Below are 20,319 nucleotides of genomic sequence, written 5' to 3' on the forward strand. Positions count from 1 at the left end.
AGGGCCAGGCCATCCACCCGCCGGCGATCCGCACGGGCCGGTGGCCAGCACCACAGCAAAGGAAATCCCCATGAGTGAAACCATCTGCATCAGCATTGACGGCAAGGTGATGGCCGCACAGCCAGGCGACTCCATCCTGCAAACCCGGCTGCACGGCCCCGAGGCCGTTACCGCCAATATCGGCTGCATGGGCCAGGGGGTGTGCGGCTCCTGTCGCTGCCTGGTCCGCAAGGCCGGCGAGCGCGAAACCGTCAGCCGGCTGGCCTGCGAAACCGAGGTGGAAGACGGCATGCAGGTCAGCTTCATCGACTACTACCAGCCCGACCACGTCCACCGTTATCGCCCGCATGATCTGCGCGACGGCTGGCAGGCACTACCGCAACTGCAGCAGACCTTTCCCGAAACCGCCCACTGCCGCCACTGCGGCGGTTGCGACCGCGCCTGTCCGCGTGGCATCCCGGTGCAGCAAGGCATTGCCCTGGCCAGCCGTGGCGAGCTGCCCGCCGCTGCCGCGCTGTTCGACGCCTGCATCATGTGCAATCTGTGCACCCTGGCCTGCCCGGAAAACATCCGCCCCAATCATGTCGGGCTCTACCTGCGCCGCGCCCAGGCCATCCAGAACCTGCGCCCCGGCGACCTGTTGCGCCGACTGGATCAACAAGCCCGTGGCCAGTTGAGCATCGACACCACGGCCCATCTTGCAAGGAGCGAGTCATGAGCACAGCCATTTCCTACCAGCAGGCCTGCCTTAACCGGGCCAGCCATGCCACACCGCCACTGCGGGCGGACGATCTGTCACGCGCTGCACTGTTGGCGCAACACCACCCCGACCACGCTGCCGATGCCAGCACCCTGCTGCAAATCGGCAGCAGCCGTGGCCAGCCCTGCCACCCGCGCCTGGCCGAACTGCTGCAAAGCAATGCCTTGATTGACGGCTTTGATCTGGCCGGTGCCGAACAACGCAGCACCGACGTGCTGGTGCTAGGCGGCGGCGGTGCCGGTGCGGCAGCCGCACTGACCGCCGCCCGTGGCGGGGCCACGGTCATGCTGGCCAGCAAGCTGCGGCTGGGCGACAGCAATACCGTGATGGCCGAAGGCGGCATCCAGGCCGCACTGGCCGCCAGCGACAGCCCGCAACAGCATTTCGACGACGCCATGCGCGGCGGCCACAACTGCGCCGATCCGCAACTGCTGGCCCAACTGGCCAGCGATGCAGCCGGTGTCATCCGCTGGCTGATCGAACTGGGCATGCATTTTGACCTGACCGATGCCAGCTGCGACGGCGGCAAGCTGCGCTACAAGCAAGCCGGCGGCTGCAGCCAGCCACGCATTCTGTCCTACCGCGATTACACCGGGCTGGAGATGATGCGCGTGCTGCGCGAAACGGTGGAACTGGAGCCGGGCATCCAGCTGTTGAACCGCTGCCCGGTGGTGGAATTGCTGTCGCACGAAGACGGCAGCTGCGCCGGTGCCGTGCTGTACGACCTGGAATACCAGCGCTTCATCGTGGTGTCGGCCCGGCAAACCATTCTGGCTACCGGCGGCTGCGGCCGGCTGCATCTGCAAGGCTTTCCCACCTCCAATCACTACGGTGCCACTGCCGATGGCCTGGTGCTGGCCTACCGCCTGGGCGCGCAACTGCGTGATATGGATGCCTTCCAGTACCACCCCACCGGGGTGGCCTGGCCGCAGCGTTTGCGCGGCGGGCTGATCTCCGAAGCCGCCCGCTCGGCCGGTGCCATGCTGCTGAACGGTCTGGGTGAGCGCTTTGTCGATGAACTGGCGCCGCGTGATGTCGTCACCGCCGCCATGCTGCGCGAATGCGCCGCCGGCCGTGGCATCGAGCGCGACGGTCAGCAAGGCGTATTTCTCGACCTGCGCCGCCTGTGTGGCCCGGACCAGCCCGCGCTGGCCAGCCAGCTGCCGGCACTGCAGCACCTGGCCGACAAATGCGGCATCGACCCGATGCGCGAGCCCATGCTGGTCTACCCCACCCTGCACTACCAGAACGGCGGCGTGGTAATCGACAGCCAGGGCCAGAGCAGCGTGCCCGGCCTGCTGTGTGCCGGGGAAATCACCGGCGGCATTCATGGCCGCAACCGGTTGATGGGCAATGCCCTGCTCGACATCCTCGCCTTTGGCCGCCGCGCCGGCCGCCAGGCGGCACGGCTGGCCCAGGCTGCCCGCAACAAATCATCGCTGCCGCCCCTGCGCGGCGGTATCGAACACGTTTATCGCTGGCAGCGCCAGCTGGCCCTGGCCGGACTGGACGCCAGCCAGCAAGCCCCGCTGCTGTATCCGGGCCAGGCCAGGCTGACACTGCACCGCCCCGCCAGCGCACGCGCCTAAGAGAACACAATCATGGAAAAACTCAATCAGGTATTGCTCAACCCGGCCGTACAGGTCGGCCCCGATCTGGCCGCCTGGCTGCAAGCGGGCGGCGGCCTTGGGCTGCAAGCGGCCCTCACGGCCCCCACCGCCATCATCCGCTGCATTGCCGATGCCGACCTGCGCGGCATGGGCGGGGCCGGCTTTCCGGCCTGGCGCAAATGGGAAGCCACCGCCAATGCGGTGGGCGATTGCAAGTACGTGGTGTGCAATGGCAATGAAGACGAACCGGGCACCTTCAAGGACCGCACCCTGCTCAGCGCATCGCCGCACCAGGTGATAGAAGGCGCACTGATCGCCGCGCTGGCCGTGCGCGCCCGCTGCCTCATCTTCTACCTCAACCCGCACCAGGGCAGCAGCCTGCACACCATGCAGCAGGCAGTCAGCCAGTGGCAGGACAGCCCCTGGCCGGAAAAACTGGCTGCCGTCATGGGCCATGCACTGGAAATCAAGGTGGTGGCCAGCTCGGGCCGCTATATCGGCGGGGAAGAAACCGCCGTGGTCGCCTCGCTGGAAGCCGGCTTTCCCTTCCCGCGCAAAAAGCCGCCTTTCCCGGCCGAGCAAGGCATCAACAACCAGCCCACGCTGATCAACAATGTGGAAACCCTGGCCAATGTCAGCCACATCCTGCGCCACGGTGCCGGCTGGTACCGGGCACTGGGCGTGGGCAAGGCCTGCGGCACCAAGCTGTACTCGCTGTCCGGCGACGTACTGCGCCCCGGTCTGTACGAGCTGCCCATGGGCTCCAGCCTGCAAGAGCTGGTGTTCCACTACGGCGGCGGCATGTTGCAGGGCAAGGCCTTCAAGGCGGTATTTACCGGCGGCCCGTCCAATACCCTGCTCACCGCGCGCGATCTGGACGTGGCACTGGATTTCGACTCGGTCTGGCTGCGTCATTCGCGGCTGGGCACCGGTGCCATGATCGTCATCTCCGAAGGCAGCAGCATCATCCGCAAGGTGGCCGAATACATCGACTTCTTCGCCAAGGGTTCCTGCGGCCAGTGCCCCTCGTGCAAATGCGGCACCTTCCAGCTGGCCCGCCTGCTGGACCGGGTAGATGGCGGCCGCCACAGCCCGGCCGATCTGGATGCGCTGCAGCACCTGTGCCAGATCCTGCCCGGCAGTGGCCGCTGCGGCCTGATCGACGGCGCGGTCACCGTGGTGAAAAGCTCACTGCACACCTTTCCCGAGGAATACGGCCTGCTAGTCCAGCAACCAGCCTGATACCGACACCACCTCCGGCGGCGAGTACAAGCCGCTGGCATCGTCCTCATGCATTACGGAGTAAGCCATGCAACACCAGACCATTGCCGGCAGCACCCCGGCACTACGCTTTTTGCTGGACCACAAGGTGGAATTCAGCTGCCACGCCTACCGCTACGAAGAACACGGCGGCACCGCCACCCCGGCCCGCGAACTGGAGGTAAACGAACACGCGGTGATCAAGACCCTGCTGTTTGAAGACCAGGACGGCCTGCCGCTGGTGGTACTGATGCACGGCGATTGCAAGGTATCGGCCAAGGAACTGGCGCGCCAGTTGCCTTGCAAAAAAGTGCAGCCGTGCAAGCCCGACGTGGCCAACCGCCACTCCGGCTACCTGGTAGGCGGCACCAGCCCCTTTGCCACCCGCACGCCGATGCCGGTGTATATGGAAGCCAGCATCCTGCAACTGCCCAAGGTCTATATCAACGGTGGCCGCCGTGGCCTGCAGGTGGCGATGTCACCGATAGACATTGGCCGCCTGCTGCAGGCGCGCTGTGTGGAAGTGGCGCTGGCGAAGTGAACCACCAGGCCGCAAGGGCAAGTGGTCCATGCCAGCCAGCCAAATAATCTGCCCCTGCTGCCCCGCCAACAAAAAAGGGATCTTTGCTAAGCAAAGATCCCTTGCATCCCATGACACCACCAAGGTGAGCGGCCAATTATCATGAGCCAACCCGCATACCGGTTTCACTGCCCTATGCAGCACAGCACTTAAAAGGAGTGTCTTTTTAAACAATTTAAAAAAAATGGCATGATGTCTCATTCTGAACATCATGCGGACCGATACCCGTTTTACTACACATACGCCCACCACGATCAGATCGTTTGATCTTGTCCCATTCGTGCCAATTTCCGCATCCCATGCCATATCAATAATGATATTTGCAGAGGCGATTGCGCTGGACATTACACTAGATTTCTTTGAGCAGGCGATGCGAGAACGAGCCGAGCAACTTGTACTCAGCCGTGGTATGGACACCATAGCAGAGCATAAGGACAGGCCTGATCAGCAAAGCCAGTCTTACCGGTGCCCGCCTGTCTGGGCAGGATGCCAGGATGCCCGGTCGCTGTACGGACAGCACATGGCTTCCTTTCTCAGCCCGGCGGCATTGCCGGCATTCTCTGCCTTGCTGGCGGATGTCTTTGTGCGCCAACCCGCTGTTGAATGTACGCTGGCCTTACCAGCCACACCGGGCACTGAGCGATGGGTGCAAATCACCGCCCGAACCACCCCGGCAAGCATGACCTGCAACAGCCCAAACAGACACGGTGCCAAGTGGTAACAAGCAGCCGACTATCCCTGTCGAGAGAGGCTACCGGAGGGTACTGGTGTCGACACAAAACTGACTTGAACATTTGCAATGATACCGGGCAGAGCGCTACCCTTGTACCAATATGCCTTGCAATAGGCATCAATACATCTCAAGTGCATAATATTGTATTCCCTACTGATTATTGGCCTTAATACACACAGGCGGACATTAACCACATATCCTATATTTACAGAAAATTCCCGAAAATTCGCCATCACACATGATTTCATTCATCACAAACAACTACAACCGCATACCGCTCAGGCATTCAAAACAGACCACCCCACCTAACACTTGAAACAAATAAAGAACAAGCATGAATCTTTTAAATTCATACTTTTAATAAATTTATGAACACCTCTACTCACACACCATCTGTTCGCGAAGACGCCACGGGAAAAGCCCTTAGCCAATGCGTAGAGTCATTGCAAAAAACACTATTTCTGACACCCCTGGGATGGGGATTGGTGGCATGGCTTTCTCACGGACATATTCCAACAAAAAACATAAACATATGGATATTGATATTTTTCGCAGAATGGATTGTTGCACACGGAGTAATTCTACATATAAAATCATCAAAGCCACGCAATAAAAAAACCGTCTTCTTATTGAATTCAATCTGCGCAACAGATGGGATTGCGTGGGGATGTATCGTACCCTTCCTGTTTCTTTACAACCAGCTCATCGACTCATGGCTGGTTGTTGTCTTATGTGGCGTTGCCGCCATCAACGCCCCAGTATACGTAACGTGCATGTCCGCCTTCAGATTTTTTGCGGTTGGACTTTGGTTTTGCTCCGTACCACCTGCATTGCTATGGGGAATGGAAATATTTGCTGCAACAGAATTCTCAATAGGATTTACAATATATTTATTGATTTTACATTACAACCTAAACGTCCTATCCACCAAGGTAATACTTGGAATAAAATTACAGTTAGAAAATAATATTTTTGCAAAAGATTTGGCAGAATCTCTTAAGAAAGTTGAGATTTTGGCAAACAATGACGCCTTGACCAACCTGGCAAATCGGAGATCACTCAATTCGATGCTAATTAATTTTCAGCAGAAGAAAGACAGTGAACAGGAAAACTCCTGCTTGATTATGTTTGATATTGATTTCTTCAAAAAAGTCAATGACATTTACGGTCACGCCATCGGCGATAAGGTTTTATTTCATTTTGGCCAGCGCGTGCAATCATGCTTACGCTCATCAGATACACTCTCTCGATACGGAGGTGAAGAATTCATTGCCATCCTACCTAGTGCAGATTTGAAAATAGCACTGGAAATTGCAGAGAGAATCAGAATTGATATTGAACAACACGAATTGACATCAGACCCATCGATTTCCGTCACGGTTTCTATCGGGGTATCCGCATTTGAGAAAAATGAATCAATCGACGATTTGATAAACAAAGTAGATGCCTGCCTGTACATGGCAAAAAACAACGGAAGAAACCAGGTATGGTTCAATACTGACAATGCGGCACATGAATATCATGCCTCACCACGAACATAAGTATTTCTTCTGCTAAAACTGCACAGTGTGCCGTTTTTCATATCATCAGTTGACGCCCATTATTTCCGTCTTTAACGATGGCTGCGCATAAGCAGCAAGCTTCGCCTTTCCGCCACACGGCATAAAAAAAGCCAACAGCCTAGCGGTGATCTGCCCAGCTGCTGGCTTTTCCTGTGGCATGCTGCCTGGCTTACTTTTCTTCCAGATCGTATTTGCGGATCTTGTCGAATAGCGTGGTCTTGGCGATTTTCAGCACTTCGGCGGTTTTGGAGACATTACCGCCCTGTTTGCGCAGTTCTTCGGCAATCATGCCCTTTTCAAAGGATTCCACTGCCGCGTGCAGGGTGAGCTGGGTGTCGGCGGCGGCGGTACCCGGCACCATTTTCAGGTCCAGCACAAAGCGATCGGCCTGGTTGCGCAATTCGCGCACATTGCCCGGCCAGTGGTAGGCCATCAGGTCGCGTACCACTTCCGGGGTGATGACCGGTGCCGGGCGGTTCATGCGCAGGGCGGACTGGCTAACGAAGTAGTCGAACAGCAGCGGGATATCCTCGCGCCGGGCGCGCAAGGGTGGCAGGTCCAGCGTGACCACGTTCAAGCGGAAATACAGGTCGGCGCGGAATTTGTCCTCATCGGCCAGCTTGGACAGATCGGCCTTGGTGGCGGCAATCACGCGAAAATCCACCGGAATCAGCCGGTTGGAGCCCAGCCGTTCGATCACCCTTTCCTGCAGCACCCGTAATAGCTTGATCTGCATCGGCATGCTCATGCTTTCGATTTCGTCCAGAAACAGCGTACCGTGCTGGGCGTATTCGATCTTGCCTATACGCTGCTTGCTGGCCCCGGAAAACGCGCCGGCTTCGTGGCCGAACATTTCGCTGTCAAACAGGGTTTCCGGCAGGCCGCCGCAATTGAGCGCCACAAAGGGGCCGGTGCGCCCGGAGAGGTCGTGCAGACAGCGCGCCAGCAGTTCCTTGCCGGCACCGGTTTCGCCATTGATCAGGATGTCGGTGGGGGTAGCCGCCACGCCCTGCACCAGTCGGCGCAGTTCGGCCATTACACCAGAATTGCCGATCAGCCGGCTTTCCAGGCCGCCAAATGCCGCCAGTTGGCGGCGCAGCTGGCGTACTTCCAGTGCCAGCCGGCGTTTTTCCATGGCGCGCTGCACTACCGATACCAGCACCTGTGGCAGGAAGGGTTTCTGGATGAAGTCGTAAGCGCCGTCGCGCATCGCCTGCACGGCCATGGCGATGTCGCCGTGGCCGGTGATGAGGATGACCGGCAGGTCGGGATCGTCGGCCAGCAGCTCCTGCATGAAGGCCAGCCCGTCCATGCCGGGCAGGCGGATATCGCTGACGATGATGCCGGCAAAATCACGGCCAATGGCGCGGCGGGCCTTTTCCACCGAATCGAAGCCCTGCGCCGGAATGCCATCCAGCCCCAGTGCCTGCACATAGCCCAGCTGGACGTCCTGGTCGTCCTCGATCACCAGTACCTGAAGATTGCTCATGTTTTACTCCTGCCTGTTTTGTCTGAGCGTGATGGTGAATACCGCTCCGCCATCCGGGTGATTGTCGGCGGACAATACGCCGCCATAGGCCTTGATGATGTCCGAGGACAGCGCCAGGCCCAGCCCCAGCCCGCTGGTTTTCTTGGTGGTAAAGAAGGGTTCGAAAATATGCTGTCTGACCTGTTCCGACAGGCCGCTGCCATTGTCACGCACCTGGATGCGTACGATGTCGTCCTGGCGTTGCCAACTGATGGCGATCAGCGGGTCGGCCACTTCCTGTAGCGCATCAATGGCATTGCTGACCAGGTTCACCAGCACCTGCTCCAGCCGCACCGCTTCGCACAGCACCACGATGTCTTCCGGCTGGGCGGGCAGCTGCAGCCGGATCAGGGTTTTCTTCAGCCGGTGATTGAGCAGGAACAGTGCATTGTCCACGGCCTGTGCCACTGCGACGGATTCGCGTTCGCCACTGGGGCGGCGGGCAAAGGATTTCAGCTGCTCGGTGAGCGCACCCAGCCGTGCCACGATGTCGGTAATGCGCTCCAGATTGGTCCGCGCGGTGGCCAGGTCGTTGATTTCCAGAAAGCGCACGGTATTGGCCGATAGTGCGGACAAGGCAGCCAGCGGCTGGTTGATCTCGTGGGCGATGCCGGTGGACAGCTGGCCGATCACCGCCAGGTTTTCGGTGCGGATCAGCTCGTTCTGAAAGTTCTCCACCTGGCGCGCAGCCTGGATGCGCTCCTCGATTTCCATTTTCAGGCTGGCATTAGCCTGTTTCAGCTCGCTGCTGCGCTGTTCTACTTGCTCTTCCAGCTGGTCATGGGCGCGCTGCAGGGCGCGGCGGGCCTCGGCCTGAGTCTTGATGCCCATGCGCCACAGCCGTACCGAGTGCAACAGCAGGCAGGCAAAGCCCACCATCACCGCCACTGCCAGCGCCCGGGTCAGCGCCAGACTGTGCATTTCGTGGGTATCAATCACCATGGTCAGCGTCATGCCGCTGACCGGGATGGTCTGATTGATGGCCAGATATTCGTGCCGAGTGCGGCCCTGCCCCATCTGCACCAGCATGGCCTGGTTGTTGAGCACGCTTTTGCGCTGCCAGATGGGCGGCTTGATGATCTGCTTGTTGTACTGCTGGGCTTTTTCCAGTGCCAGCCGGGCGTCAAAGCTGAGCGGCACCGTGGCGTGGTATTTCCATTCCGGCACCGATGACAGCACCACCACGCCATTGGAATCCGACACCAGCAAGGGCTCCACGATATTGCCCCACATGTGCTCCAGCTGTTCCAGCCCGATCTTGATGGCCACCACGCCCAGCCGCTCGCCCCCCTGGTAGATGCCGGTGGCCAGATAAAATCCCGTCGCGTTGCCGGTGGTACCCACGGCGTAAAAGGTGGTGATGCGATTGGCCGCCGCCTGCTGGAAATACGGGCGATAGGCGATATTGCGCCCGACAAAGCTGTCTTTTTGCTGCCAGTTGCTGGAGGCAATCACCTTGCCCTGCTTGTCCATCAGATAGGCCTGCAAGGAGCCGGCCCCCTGATTGAGCCGCAGCAGGTAGTCATTGGCACGGGCCAGCTGTGGCGGATCGGCCGGCTGCAGCAGCGCTTCGCGCAGGGTGTCGTTATACGATGCTGCCAGTGGCAGCAGGCCGTATTTGTCCACCTCGTGCTCCAGAAAGCCGGCATTGCGTGCCAGCCGCCGTGCCGACTCCTGCTGCCGCTGCTGTAACAGCTGCTGCCAGCTGATGCTGTACACCGCATACGCGGCCAGCAGCGACAGCAGCATGGAAAACAGCAGATAAAGATAAAAACGGGTTCGCTTCATACCAACTCCGGGTCACACACCCGTCTGACTGGAAAAACCGGCCTTGCTGCAGCCATGGCGGGCGCATTATCCCACAATCCCCAGCTGATTATTGCATCGCAGCATGACAAGCAAAAAAGCCACGCAGGGTCATCTGCGTGGCAAGGTCATGGCAGAACCACGACGACCGAAAGGAGAAAGAACAAGACAGCTAGAACACGTTGACCAGCACGATGGTGAACACAGCCATCACCAGCCGGGACACGGCATACCCTACGGTATAGCCCAGTGCCGGCACCTTGCTCTGGGCGGCGTCCTGCAATGCACCCAGCGCGGCGGTGGTGGAACGGGCGCCGGCGCAGGCTCCCAGCAGGATGCCAGGGTGGAACTTGAACACGAAACGCCCCAGCAGCAGGCCGACAATCAGCGGCACCATGGTAACCACAGCACCGGCAAACAGCAGGGTCAGGCCGTATTGTTGCAGGCCGGAAATGAAGCCCGGCGCAGCGTTCAGGCCGATGACCGCGATAAAGCCGTTCAGGCCGACATTATTGAACACCCACAGCGCCGGGCCGGGGATCTTGCCAAAAGTACGCATGGAAGCACGCAGGTAGCCGCAGACAATACCGGCCACAATGGAGCCCACCGAAGTACCGAAGCTGAGCGGGATACCGGCCACGTGCACGGTGATGGCACCCAGAATGCTACCGGCCACGATACCGAAGCCCATAAAGGCCATGTCGGAGTTTTCCAGCGGACGGTCGGCATAGCCCAGTTGCTTGGCCACTACGGCCACGTCCTGCTTGGCACCCAGAATGGTCAGCACGTCGCCGCGTTGCACCACCACATCCTGCCCCATCGGCATGTCGAGATCACCACGGCTGAAACGGGTGAGGAACAGGCCACGGCCAGGCTTGCCGAACAGTTCGCCGGTGATGTCGCCCAGCGTCTTGCCGGCGTATTTGCGACTGGTCACCACCAGGTCGAGCAACTCGGTGGAGAAGTCCAGCAGCGGCACGTCTTTCACTTCCTGGCCGAAATGGTGCTGGTATTTCAGCAGCGCGGTCAGCGTGCCGGAAATGGCCACCACATCATTACGCTGAATACGGGTGCTGCCTTCGCAATCGACAATCTTGGCACCCACGGCCTGACGCACGCGGCGCACGAAGATTTCGTGGTTGAACATGGCTTCCACTTCGGAAACCGTCTTGTCGAACAGATCAACATTGTTCAGCTGGAAGGCACGGGCGGAAAACTCGCGGTACGCGGTGCTACCCACGGTGTGGCCGCTGCCGTTTTCCTTTTCGTAGGTCTTGCACTCTTCCACCAGGTTGAAGCCCAGCACTTTCGGTGCAAAGGAAGCCAGAAACCAGGCCGAACCGGCAGTGCCGAAGGGATAGGTCACGGCATAGGCCACCGGCATCAGCGCCATGGCCACCTTCACGCCACCGGGCATCTGGCTGGCCTGATTGAGCAGGTCGGTCGCCACACCCAGCACGGTGGAATTGGTATAGCCACCGGACAGCAGGCCGGCAGTCAGCGCGGCATCATAGTGCAGCATCTTGCCCAGCAAGATGGCGGTGAACAGGCCAGAGGCACACACCAGCACGGTAAAGAACACTTGCGAGATACCGTCGCTCTTGAGGGCGCGGATGAATTGCGGCCCCACGGCGTAGCCGACGGCAAACAGGAACATGGCAAAGAAGGTGGATTGCAGCACCGCCGGAATCACCAGATGCACCTGGCCAATCAACAGGCCAGCCAGCAAGGTGGAGGTAACCACCCCCAGATTGAACTTGCCCAGATTGAGGTTACCCACCCAGAAACCGACGGCGATGGTCAGATAGATCGCAATCTCCGGGTATTTCTGCAGGGTATGAATGATGTAGTCCATGATAGACACCTTTGTTTGGTCAGCCACCACCAGCCGACATGTCGTACCGGTGGTGACCATCAGGCGCGAAGCACCCGTCAGCTATTCACGCGCCACCCGTCCGGGCGGCGCATGTCTTCCCTCTCAGTACTGAGGCTTGTACAGCTGAGCCTCAAGCCAGGCGCGGATATCACGCGGACGCTCTACCTGGGCCAGACCGGAATCGAACATGTACTCGGCAATACGGGCCGCCGTGGTCACTTCGGTTTCCAGAATCTGCTCCTGGCTGGGGAACAGCATGGCCTTGGCGCGCTGGGTCAGCGTGACCTGGTCGGCGGTGGCGTGGGCGGCCACGATAAAGCACTCGTCGTTCAGGCGGGTCGGGCGGCAGGCATAGGTCGCCAGGCCGATGGCCGGGTAGATGTAGAAGTTGTTGGCCTGGCCCGGACGATAGGTTTTGCCTTCGTATTCGAAGTCGGGGAACTGCACGCCAGCGGCAAACAGCGCCTTGCCCTTGGACCAGGTGTAGGCTTCCTCGGCGCTGCACTCGGCCTTGTGGGTGGGGTTGGACAGGGCAAAGATGATGGGCTGCTCGTTCAGCTTGCTCATCAGCTCGATCACTTCACGGGTAAAGGCGCGCGCCTTGGTGCTCACGCCAATCAGCACGGTCGGTTTGAACTCTTCGATGGCCTTGAGGAAATCCTTGCACGGCTTGGCCGGGCGGGCATACAGCTTCTGGGTTTCCGACAGATCGGTACGGGAATGCTCGATCAGGCCGTTGATATCGAACAGGGCAACCTGCTTGCGTGCTTCGGCTTCGCTCAGACCCAGGGTTTGCAGCTCGGCGCAGAACAGCTTGGCAATGCCCAGGCCAGCAGAACCGGCACCCAGGAACATCACGCGCTGGTCGGTCAGCTTGCCACCGGTAATGTTCATGCCGGCAGCGATACCTGCCAGTGCCACACTGGCGGTGCCCTGGATGTCATCGTTGTAGCAGAGGATCTTGTCTTTGTAGCGATCCAGCATGCGAATGGCGTCGGTGCCTTTCCAGTCTTCAAAATGCACGCAGCAATTGGGGAAGACCTCCTGCACGGCCTGGATGAATTCTTCGGTCAGCTCGTCCAGTTCGGCTTCGGAAACTGGGGCTTCGCGGGTGCCCATATAGAAAGGGTCGGCGCGCAGGGTTTCATTGGTGGTACCGATATCAAACAGCACCGGCAGCAGGCCGGCCGGCGGTACTGCAGCGCAAGCGGTGTACAGCTGCAGCTTGCCAATCGGGATGCCCATGCCATTGGCGCCGATGTCACCCAGACCCAGAATGCGGCCACCGGTGGATACGCAGATAAAGCGCACGTCTTTTTCCGGCCAGTTGCGCAGCACCTCGGCCATGCGGCCCTTCATATAGCGGGTGATATACATGCCACGGGCGCGGCGGTAGTTGTTGCCGAAGGTTTCGCAGGCATCGGCTACGGTCGGGTCGTACAGCACCGGGATGAAGCGTTTCGGGTCGGACATCACCGTCTTGTAGAACACGGTTTCGTTACGGTCTTCCAGGCCGATCAGGTAGGTGTAGCGTTCCAGATCGTCCGCTTTTTCGTCCAGGTGGGCCATGACGCGCTCTACCTGACGGTCCAGGTTTTCCACTGCATGCGGCAGCAGGCCTTCCAGCCCCATCTGACGGCGCTCTTCCACGCTATAGGCCGTGCCCTTGTTCAGCTTGGGTTCATGCAACAGCGGCATGCCGCCGTGTTGGCCATTGGCGCTCAGCTTGTCATTCTTGACGGAAGTGTTCTTTACAGTCATGGCATTCTCCAGTTTGTATCGAAAGGGTGAGTTGAAAGCTTCTCAGCTGCCCTTCTTATTGCAACTGGCGTGCCAGCCTTTCCGGCCCGTTAAAAATTTTTATCTTATTGATTTTAATGATTTTTTATTTCCAGAAAAAACCATGCTGACGTCAGGCCGTACTTTGCCCCGCACGGCGGGTGCGGAAGTCCGTACTTTGTGAGTGGGCTTTGCGCGGCTAGGGAAAAAACTGGTTTTTGGGGAAGGAGGAAGTGAAAGAGAGCGTGGCGCGCCATACCCGGTTGGGGTAAGACCCGCGAAGTTAAACCCGATATCGCCACACCGCTGTCGCTTGGCAACTATCGAACTATTTAAACATCAGCTGTCGGCTAGGCGGATGATGATTTGCCTGCCGCTGCCGCTGCAGCTGCCGCACGGCGGACGGGAAAGGGGTCGCATCGGTGCGGTCAGGTATGCGGATCGGGTGAATGGGGGTGAATGCAGAAAGTGGAACGGCACAAGTTTAAATAGATTACTGACAAGGGGGATTCTGCTTACGACCTTGAGCAGCTATCCCAGATGTGTCCACAGCATTACCGGAGATCGGCCGAAGCGGCCTTTCATGGCTAAACCTGCGAAGTCCGCTTCTGTATGGATTGCAGCCGCCAAAGTGTCTGGATAGGTCGGGGGGATTCAGTCTGAATTTCCTATCACAGCCATTGGCTAAAAGTATTTAACCTTTCCGGTAGGCCAGCCGATCATCGCATATTTCACCTGCGTGGTACCTCCATTGAAAGCCCTCTTCAACCCCGAACAGCGTGGTGTGCTGTTTGCCTTTCTGGCCGCCTTTGGCTTTTCCTTCAAGGCGATCTTCGTCAAGCTGGCCTATGCCTCGGCCACGGTGGATGCGGTCACCCTACTTACACTACGCATGGTGTTCTGCATTCCCTTTGTACTGCTGGCAGCCATTCCCGCAATCCGGAGATTTCCCAGCCTACCCGCGCGCGACAAGGCACTACTACTCGTATTGGGCGTGCTGGGCTATTACGGTTCCAGCATGCTGGATTTTTACGGGCTGCAATACATCAGCGCGGGGCTGGAACGGCTGATCCTGTTTACTTACCCCACCATTACCATCGCCATTGGCATCGTGTTCATGGGCAAGAAAGCCGATGCGCGCATCCTGCTGGCTGCAGCCCTGTCCTATGGCGGTATCGCCATTGCATTTTTGCATGATGCCAGCCAGAGCCGGGATGTCGGCACGGTATTGCTGGGTGCAGGTTTTGTCTTTGCCTGTGCGGTGCTGTATGCCTTTTACAATGCAGGATCGGAAGTCGCCATCCGCCGCATGGGTGCGCACCAGTTTTCTCTGCTGGCCATCCTGATTGCTACCGGCGCCATCCTGCTGCATTTTGTCCTGGCCAGACCGCTGGCCACACTGTGGCTGCCGTGGCCTGTTTATGGCTACAGCGTTGGCATGGCGCTGTTTTCTACCATTCTTCCCATTTTTTGGCAGTCCATTTCCATCCGCCATATCGGTGCCGAACGCTCAGTGCTGATCGGTACGCTGGGGCCGGCCCTGACGTTGCTGTTTGGCTGGTGGCTATTGCACGAACCGATTTCACTGGCGCAACTGGCTGGTACCGCGCTGGTCATGGCCGGGGTTCTGCTGGCCAGTTATCAGGCAAAGCCAGCTTTGGCCCTGCCTGAAAACCCGGCGTGATGCGGCCCAATCAGCTTGCATCAACCTGCGTGGTGCCGTCTGTCTCGTGCAGGTAGGTGGCACTGATGTGATCAATCACGATATCAATGAGCGGGTTTTGGCGCTTGCTGCTCCAGGCCATGGCGGTGGTAACCACATGCAGCCCGTCCTCCAGTTGACGAATCACCACTGCAGGAGGTGCCATCAGCTGCAATGAGTCCGGCACCAGCGCCACACCCTGCTTGCAGCCAACAAATGCAATCTGAGATGCCACTGAACGGACTTCATGCAAGATTCGGGGTGAAAAGCCGCTATTGCCGCAGGCTGAAATCAGGGCATCAAAGGACAAGGGGCTCACCTTGCGCGCAAACATGATGAAGTCCTCCTCAGCCAGGTCTGCCAGGTACAACCCAGACCGTTCGCACAGCGGATGCGTGGCTGGCAAGGCTACGGCCAGACGATCCTGGCGGATGGGCAGTGAATTGATGTTTTCGCCCAGATTGCCTTCCAGCCGGGCAAAGGCAAGGTCGATATCACCGGCTTCCAAAGCGGGAATCGCTTCATAGCTATCGATTTCCTTGACCGCGATGGTCAACCCGGGGTGGTTCTGCCTTACCTGTTCAATGAGCGCCGGCAACACCTCAAGGATGGCTGAGGTAATCGCACCGATGGTAACCGTGCCGATTTGCCCGGCCACCGCCTCACGCACCGCCAGTTCCAGGCTTTCCAGCTGCTCGGCAAACTTCCGTACTGCCGGCAGGATAGCCTGACCTACCGGGGTCAGCTGCGCGCCACGCCGCGAGCGATCAAACAGCTTCACCTTGAGTGCGTGCTCCAGTATCTGAATCTGCTCGGTCAGCGGGGGTTGCGACATGCCTAGCCGTTTGGCGGCACGGCCAAAGTGTTTCTCTTCGGCAATGGCCAGGAACAGCCAGAGGTGGCGAATCAGGCGAAAGTTGATCATGGGTTTTGATAGGTTTTTCGTATTTTAACTTTAGATACAACGGAATTTACCTATTTAACTGTAGAGCGGAAAGTAGGCCTCACACAAGTCCCAGACCAAGGAGTGACCTCATGTCTCACGCTTCTCCGCTCGCCCGATTGCAGCAGATGGACAGCAATACCCTGTCCGATGCACTCGATTTTCTTGACCTGCCCGGTGCCACCTACGGCCTGCAACCGCTGTGGGACTGCCCCAAGGTGGTGGGGCGTGCCAGCACGGTTCAACTGGGGCGCAAAACCGACACCAAACCCACCGCCCATCTTATTTCTCCGGTGATTGCCAAGGTAACGAGTCAGGACCGGGTGCTGGTGATCGCCGGTGGTGTGGAGGGTATTTCCTGCTGGGGAGACATTCTGGCCAATGCCGCCAGATGCAAGGGTATCCGTGGCACCGTCATCGACGGCCTGAGCCGGGATATCGACGGCAGTGCCGACATTGGCTACCCGGTGTATGGACGCGGCGTCACCATGATCAGCGCCCGCAACCGCGTGGTGCAGCTGTCGTCCGGCCAAGCCGTCCGCATGGCGGGTGTCACCGTAGAGGAGGATGACTACGTGCTGGCCGACCGCTGCGGCACTGTATTCATCCCCGCCCGGCATATCGAAGACGTACTGGCCCTGGCCGAGAAAATCGTGCGCCGACAGGATGGCATGGTGGCTGCGGTGCGCAGCGGTCGTTCGGTGGCAGACGTCATGCACGACAAAGAGTTTGAAGCCATCAAACACGGAGAGGCAAAGTGATGCAAACCGATCAGCAACTTGTTGCCGCCTTTGCCGGGCTGGATACCCCGGCAGTATCCGATGCCATGGACAAGCTGGGCCTGCCCGGCCAGTGCCTGGGCATCATGCCGCTGGATAATTACCGCACCACCGTGGTTGGCCCGGCCTTTACCGTGAAATACGTCAGCGCCAGCACTCCGGCGGGTACGGTGGGAGACTTCATTGACGATGTCGCCCCGGGCGATGTGGTGGTTATTGATAACGATGGCCGTACCGATTGCACGGTGTGGGGCGACATCATGACCCAGTACGCCGGTATGCGGCACATAGCCGGTACCGTCATCGACGGTGTCTGCCGTGATGTAGGCAGAGCCTTGGCCGATGGCTATCCACTGTTCACCCAGGGACGTTTCATGCGTACGGGCAAGGACCGGGTGCAGGTAGAGGCGGTCAACGGCACAGTGTCTATCGGCACGGCACGGGTCTGTTCCCGTGACATCGTGGTGGCGGATGCCAATGGCGTGGTGGTGGTGCCGCGTGAACGTGCTGCCGAGGTTGCCGCACTGGCACGCCATATCGAAAGCGTGGAGGCCCGGATTCGCGCACAACTGGCTGCGGGTAAAACACTGGCAGCGGCCCGTGCCGAACTGGGTTATCACGATCTGCAAAGGAAACCGGCATGAGCACTTCCGCTTTCAACCAGGAGCAGCGTACCCGCTGCCTGACATTGGGCAGCGCCACCCTGTACGAGGCATCGGGTCTGAACTGCGCGGTAGATCCGCAAATACGCCCAGTTTGGGAGGGTGCGGCATTGGCGGCTCCGGCCTATCCATTGGTTTGCTCCCCCGGCGACAACCTGTCGATTCATATCGCGCTGGAACGCGCCCCGGCAGGCAGTGTGCTGGTGGTGGATGCCGCCGGTTTCATCGCGGGCTACTGGGGCGAGGTGCTGACTGTTGCCGCCAAGGCTGCCGGCATTGCCGGCCTGGTCATCAATGGCGGTGTGCGCGATGTAGCTGCCATCGGCACGCATCGCTTTCCAGTCTTTTCCCGTGGCATTTCCGTGCGCGGCACCGTCAAAGCCAGTAGCCCTTCCGTTGGCCAGGCCATGCTGTTTGCTGGTGCGCCAGTGGCGCTTGGGGATCTGGTGGTTGCCGATGCCGATGGCGTCATCATCCTGCCCGCAGCAGCCATAACATCAACCTTGCAGGCAGCAGAAGCCAGAGCAGAAAAAGAAAACATCATGATGCAGCAGCTACGCCAAGGGGTTAGCACCCTGGAACTGATGGGGCTGTCCTGCTGGCGAGAGAGAGCATGAACATGAACATGAACACTCCCGTGCTGAACAAATATCTGGCCAGCGCCCGGCCATCAGCCACCTACAAGGTGATGGATCGGGTTGCTGCACTGCGTGCCGCAGATGTCGAGGTGATTTCGCTGTGCGCCGGTGAGCCGGACTTTGATACCCCGCTGCACATTCGTGCCGCGGCCATGGCCGCCATCAATAACGGCCACACCCGTTACACTCAGGTTGCCGGCTTGAAGGCGCTGCGTGAAGCCGTTGCCGACAAGTTCCGCCGTGAAAACGGGCTGAACGTACAGTGGACCGACACCCTGGTCTGTTCGGGTGGCAAGCAGGTGATTTTCAATGCCCTCGCCGCCACACTGAATGAAGGTGACGAGGTCATCATCCCCGCCCCTTACTGGGTGAGTTACCCGGAAATCGTCCAGCTGTGTGGCGGCAAGTCCATCGTCTTGCCTTGCGGCCCGGGCAGTGGCTTCAAGCTGACGGCGGCACAGCTGGCGGCGGCCATTACACCGCAAACTCGCTGGTTGATCCTGAACTCGCCCTCCAACCCCAGTGGGGCGGTGTATCAGCGCGCAGAGCTGCAAGCGCTAGCCGAGGTTTTATTGGCCAATCCGCAGGTATTGGTACTGTCCGACGATATATACGAGCACCTGCTGTTTGACGGACAGGTATTCCATACCCTGGCCCAGGTTGAAGCACGTCTTCAGCCGCGCATCCTCACCATGAATGGCGTATCCAAATCCTACGCCATGACCGGTTGGCGCATCGGCTATGCCACTGGCCCGCGCTGGCTGCTGGATGCCATGGAAAAACTGCAGGGGCAGCAAACCTCAGGGGCTTGTTCCATTTCACAGCATGCTGCGCTGGCAGCCCTGACCGGGCCGCAGGATTTCATTTCCCGCTCACGTGGTGTGTTTGAAAATCGGCGCGACATGATGGTTCGCCTGCTCAACGAAATGCCCGGCCTGTCCTGCATCAAGCCGACGGGGGCTTTTTATGCTTTTGCCTGTTGCGAGGCTTTGCTGGGTAAACGCAGCCCGGCTGGCAAGTTGCTGCAAACTGACGAAGACGTCGCCATTGCTCTGCTGACCGAAGCCAGCGTGGCGGTAGTACACGGTAGCGCCTTCGGACTGGGACCATACCTGCGCATTGCCTATGCACTTGATGATGCATCGTTACGCAAAGCCTGTGCTGCTATCCGGACTTTCTGCAACACGGTGATGGCCACCAACGGCTGAAACAGGGAGACAAGATGAAACCGCAAGCATTACAGGCCCAGACGCTAGCTATCCGTATTGAAGGGATGGAGCTGACTGTTTCTGCGCTGTATCGCCCTGGTCCCAAAGAACCGATTGTCTTTCTGCACGGTTTTGGCTCGACCAAGGAAGACTATGCCGACATCGTCCAGCATCCGGCGTTTGATGGCCATGCTGTGATTGCCTATGACGCCCCCGGCTGCGGGGCCAGCATCTGCCCATCGCTGGACAAGGTGGGAATTCCGCTACTGTTGCACACGGCACGGGCGGTGTTGGCACATTACCGGGTAGAGCGCTTCCACCTGCTTGGCCACTCTATGGGCGGGCTGACAGCCTTGCTGCTGGCCGACGAGCTAAAAGAAGCAGTGCTTAGCTTTACCGACATCGAAGGCAATATCGCGCCGGAAGACTGTTTCCTGAGCCGACAGATTCAGGAATATCCCGCTTCCGATGCCGAACAGTTCTTTGCCGACTTCATCTGGCGCACTGGCCAGGCGCCGGATCATGCCAGCCCCCTGTATGCGGCCAGTCTGCAGCACAAGGTGCGCCCAGCGGCGGTACGCGGCATTTTTACCTCCATGGTGGAGCTGTCAGACCATGGGGAGTTGATGGAGAAGTTTCTGGAGCTGCCTTGCCGCAAGATGTTCATGTACGGAGCCAGCAATGCCGGGCTGAGTTATTTGGGCCACATCCAGGCCAACGGGGTTCGGCTGGCCGAGATCCCGGCCTGTGGCCACTTCCCCATGTATTCGAATCCGGTTGCGATGTGGCAGGCGGTAGCGGAATTCATCCGGCACGGAGGCTGCCAGGGTAGTGAATAGCCTTACCTTATGTCACCATGCCACCCTTAGCTCCAGGCCGCAGGATGGCAGTGT

At 59.1% G+C, this 20,319-nt stretch carries 18 protein-coding genes; 12 read left to right on the forward strand and 6 right to left on the reverse strand.

Annotated features, from left to right (window positions below):
• Positions 1-70 precede the first annotated feature (70 nt).
• The 4 genes from H2Z84_RS13115 to H2Z84_RS13130 all read left to right on the forward strand — a co-directional run bounded on the left by H2Z84_RS13115 (position 71) and on the right by H2Z84_RS13130 (position 4,171).
• Positions 71-718: a 4Fe-4S dicluster domain-containing protein gene (locus H2Z84_RS13115; protein WP_181836372.1), complete on the forward strand. Its 648-nt coding sequence runs from the start codon at positions 71-73 to the stop codon at positions 716-718.
• The gene (locus tag H2Z84_RS13120; protein ID WP_181836373.1) at positions 715-2,349 is read left to right on the forward strand and encodes an FAD-binding protein; all 1,635 of its coding nucleotides are present in this window, start codon (positions 715-717) and stop codon (positions 2,347-2,349) included. The genes H2Z84_RS13115 and H2Z84_RS13120 overlap by 4 nt, the downstream gene beginning before the upstream one ends.
• 12 nt (positions 2,350-2,361) lie before the next feature.
• Positions 2,362-3,612 (forward strand): complex I 51 kDa subunit family protein, encoded by a 1,251-nt coding sequence (locus H2Z84_RS13125; protein WP_181836374.1) that lies wholly within the window; start codon positions 2,362-2,364, stop codon positions 3,610-3,612.
• A 67-nt stretch (positions 3,613-3,679) separates the two neighbouring features.
• On the forward strand, positions 3,680-4,171 hold the full coding sequence (locus H2Z84_RS13130; protein ID WP_181836375.1) for an aminoacyl-tRNA deacylase: 492 nt from the start codon (positions 3,680-3,682) through the stop codon (positions 4,169-4,171).
• Here H2Z84_RS13130 and H2Z84_RS13135 read toward each other — a convergent pair.
• A complete protein-coding gene (locus H2Z84_RS13135) occupies positions 4,109-4,555 on the reverse strand; it encodes a hypothetical protein (protein WP_181836376.1) in 447 nt (148 codons plus the stop codon). The two genes, H2Z84_RS13130 and H2Z84_RS13135, sit on opposite strands and share 63 nt — an antisense overlap.
• A gap of 756 nt (positions 4,556-5,311) precedes the next feature.
• Here H2Z84_RS13135 and H2Z84_RS13140 point away from each other — a divergent pair.
• A complete protein-coding gene (locus H2Z84_RS13140) occupies positions 5,312-6,484 on the forward strand; it encodes a GGDEF domain-containing protein (protein WP_181836377.1) in 1,173 nt (390 codons plus the stop codon).
• A 190-nt stretch (positions 6,485-6,674) separates the two neighbouring features.
• Here the strand turns inward: H2Z84_RS13140 and H2Z84_RS13145 are convergent, their stop codons facing one another.
• The 4 genes from H2Z84_RS13145 to H2Z84_RS13160 form a co-directional block, all read right to left on the reverse strand.
• On the reverse strand, positions 6,675-7,994 hold the full coding sequence (locus tag H2Z84_RS13145) for a sigma-54-dependent transcriptional regulator (protein ID WP_181836378.1): 1,320 nt from the start codon (positions 7,992-7,994) through the stop codon (positions 6,675-6,677).
• Positions 7,995-7,997: 3 nt separating this feature from the next.
• On the reverse strand, positions 7,998-9,821 hold the full coding sequence (locus tag H2Z84_RS13150; RefSeq protein WP_181836379.1) for a sensor histidine kinase: 1,824 nt from the start codon (positions 9,819-9,821) through the stop codon (positions 7,998-8,000).
• A 190-nt stretch (positions 9,822-10,011) separates the two neighbouring features.
• The gene (gene aspT, locus H2Z84_RS13155) at positions 10,012-11,694 is read right to left on the reverse strand and encodes an aspartate-alanine antiporter (RefSeq protein ID WP_181836380.1); all 1,683 of its coding nucleotides are present in this window, start codon (positions 11,692-11,694) and stop codon (positions 10,012-10,014) included.
• 123 nt (positions 11,695-11,817) lie between these two features.
• Positions 11,818-13,476, reverse strand: coding sequence for an NAD-dependent malic enzyme (locus tag H2Z84_RS13160; RefSeq protein WP_181836381.1), 1,659 nt, complete (start codon positions 13,474-13,476; stop codon positions 11,818-11,820).
• Between H2Z84_RS13160 and H2Z84_RS13165 the strand changes: the two genes are divergently transcribed.
• Together H2Z84_RS13165 and H2Z84_RS13170 are read left to right on the forward strand one after the other, a co-directional pair.
• Positions 13,475-13,678: a hypothetical protein gene (locus H2Z84_RS13165; RefSeq protein ID WP_181836382.1), complete on the forward strand. Its 204-nt coding sequence runs from the start codon at positions 13,475-13,477 to the stop codon at positions 13,676-13,678. The genes H2Z84_RS13160 and H2Z84_RS13165 overlap by 2 nt on opposite strands.
• A gap of 567 nt (positions 13,679-14,245) precedes the next feature.
• Complete coding sequence (locus tag H2Z84_RS13170; protein ID WP_220272832.1) at positions 14,246-15,178, forward strand: DMT family transporter; 933 nt, start codon at positions 14,246-14,248, stop codon at positions 15,176-15,178.
• 10 nt (positions 15,179-15,188) lie between these two features.
• On the opposite strand, the gene H2Z84_RS13175 is transcribed toward H2Z84_RS13170, so the two are convergent.
• The gene (locus H2Z84_RS13175; RefSeq protein ID WP_181836383.1) at positions 15,189-16,121 is read right to left on the reverse strand and encodes a LysR family transcriptional regulator; all 933 of its coding nucleotides are present in this window, start codon (positions 16,119-16,121) and stop codon (positions 15,189-15,191) included.
• Positions 16,122-16,231: 110 nt separating this feature from the next.
• Here H2Z84_RS13175 and H2Z84_RS13180 point away from each other — a divergent pair, with 110 nt between their 5' ends.
• The 5 genes from H2Z84_RS13180 to H2Z84_RS13200 are packed head-to-tail and all read left to right on the forward strand — an operon-like array spanning position 16,232 to position 20,265.
• Positions 16,232-16,900: an RraA family protein gene (locus H2Z84_RS13180; RefSeq protein ID WP_181836384.1), complete on the forward strand. Its 669-nt coding sequence runs from the start codon at positions 16,232-16,234 to the stop codon at positions 16,898-16,900.
• On the forward strand, positions 16,900-17,562 hold the full coding sequence (locus H2Z84_RS13185) for an RraA family protein (RefSeq protein ID WP_220272849.1): 663 nt from the start codon (positions 16,900-16,902) through the stop codon (positions 17,560-17,562). The genes H2Z84_RS13180 and H2Z84_RS13185 overlap by 1 nt, the downstream gene beginning before the upstream one ends.
• Positions 17,559-18,197, forward strand: coding sequence for an RraA family protein (locus tag H2Z84_RS13190; RefSeq protein WP_181836386.1), 639 nt, complete (start codon positions 17,559-17,561; stop codon positions 18,195-18,197). Before H2Z84_RS13185 ends, H2Z84_RS13190 begins: the two co-directional genes overlap by 4 nt.
• A gap of 8 nt (positions 18,198-18,205) precedes the next feature.
• On the forward strand, positions 18,206-19,426 hold the full coding sequence (locus H2Z84_RS13195; protein ID WP_220272833.1) for a pyridoxal phosphate-dependent aminotransferase: 1,221 nt from the start codon (positions 18,206-18,208) through the stop codon (positions 19,424-19,426).
• Positions 19,427-19,440: 14 nt separating this feature from the next.
• Positions 19,441-20,265: an alpha/beta fold hydrolase gene (locus H2Z84_RS13200; RefSeq protein WP_181836387.1), complete on the forward strand. Its 825-nt coding sequence runs from the start codon at positions 19,441-19,443 to the stop codon at positions 20,263-20,265.
• Positions 20,266-20,319 lie beyond the last annotated feature (54 nt).

The organism is Aquitalea aquatica (genome assembly GCF_013911085.1).
Classification (GTDB): domain Bacteria; phylum Pseudomonadota; class Gammaproteobacteria; order Burkholderiales; family Chromobacteriaceae; genus Aquitalea; species Aquitalea aquatica.

What these genes read in the sequence shown, in the direction of transcription:
- H2Z84_RS13115 (WP_181836372.1), top strand. Translation starts at nt 71, where the DNA reads ATGAGTGAAACCATCTGCATCAGCATTGACGGCAAGGTGATGGCCGCA.
- H2Z84_RS13120 (WP_181836373.1), top strand. Translation starts at nt 715, where the DNA reads ATGAGCACAGCCATTTCCTACCAGCAGGCCTGCCTTAACCGGGCCAGC.
- H2Z84_RS13125 (WP_181836374.1), top strand. Translation starts at nt 2,362, where the DNA reads ATGGAAAAACTCAATCAGGTATTGCTCAACCCGGCCGTACAGGTCGGC.
- H2Z84_RS13130 (WP_181836375.1), top strand. Translation starts at nt 3,680, where the DNA reads ATGCAACACCAGACCATTGCCGGCAGCACCCCGGCACTACGCTTTTTG.
- H2Z84_RS13135 (WP_181836376.1), bottom strand. Translation starts at nt 4,555, where the DNA reads ATGTCCAGCGCAATCGCCTCTGCAAATATCATTATTGATATGGCATGG.
- H2Z84_RS13140 (WP_181836377.1), top strand. Translation starts at nt 5,312, where the DNA reads ATGAACACCTCTACTCACACACCATCTGTTCGCGAAGACGCCACGGGA.
- H2Z84_RS13145 (WP_181836378.1), bottom strand. Translation starts at nt 7,994, where the DNA reads ATGAGCAATCTTCAGGTACTGGTGATCGAGGACGACCAGGACGTCCAG.
- H2Z84_RS13150 (WP_181836379.1), bottom strand. Translation starts at nt 9,821, where the DNA reads ATGAAGCGAACCCGTTTTTATCTTTATCTGCTGTTTTCCATGCTGCTG.
- aspT (WP_181836380.1), bottom strand. Translation starts at nt 11,694, where the DNA reads ATGGACTACATCATTCATACCCTGCAGAAATACCCGGAGATTGCGATC.
- H2Z84_RS13165 (WP_181836382.1), top strand. Translation starts at nt 13,475, where the DNA reads ATGGCATTCTCCAGTTTGTATCGAAAGGGTGAGTTGAAAGCTTCTCAG.
- H2Z84_RS13160 (WP_181836381.1), bottom strand. Translation starts at nt 13,476, where the DNA reads ATGACTGTAAAGAACACTTCCGTCAAGAATGACAAGCTGAGCGCCAAT.
- H2Z84_RS13175 (WP_181836383.1), bottom strand. Translation starts at nt 16,121, where the DNA reads ATGATCAACTTTCGCCTGATTCGCCACCTCTGGCTGTTCCTGGCCATT.
- H2Z84_RS13180 (WP_181836384.1), top strand. Translation starts at nt 16,232, where the DNA reads ATGTCTCACGCTTCTCCGCTCGCCCGATTGCAGCAGATGGACAGCAAT.
- H2Z84_RS13185 (WP_220272849.1), top strand. Translation starts at nt 16,900, where the DNA reads ATGCAAACCGATCAGCAACTTGTTGCCGCCTTTGCCGGGCTGGATACC.
- H2Z84_RS13190 (WP_181836386.1), top strand. Translation starts at nt 17,559, where the DNA reads ATGAGCACTTCCGCTTTCAACCAGGAGCAGCGTACCCGCTGCCTGACA.
- H2Z84_RS13195 (WP_220272833.1), top strand. Translation starts at nt 18,206, where the DNA reads ATGAACACTCCCGTGCTGAACAAATATCTGGCCAGCGCCCGGCCATCA.
- H2Z84_RS13200 (WP_181836387.1), top strand. Translation starts at nt 19,441, where the DNA reads ATGAAACCGCAAGCATTACAGGCCCAGACGCTAGCTATCCGTATTGAA.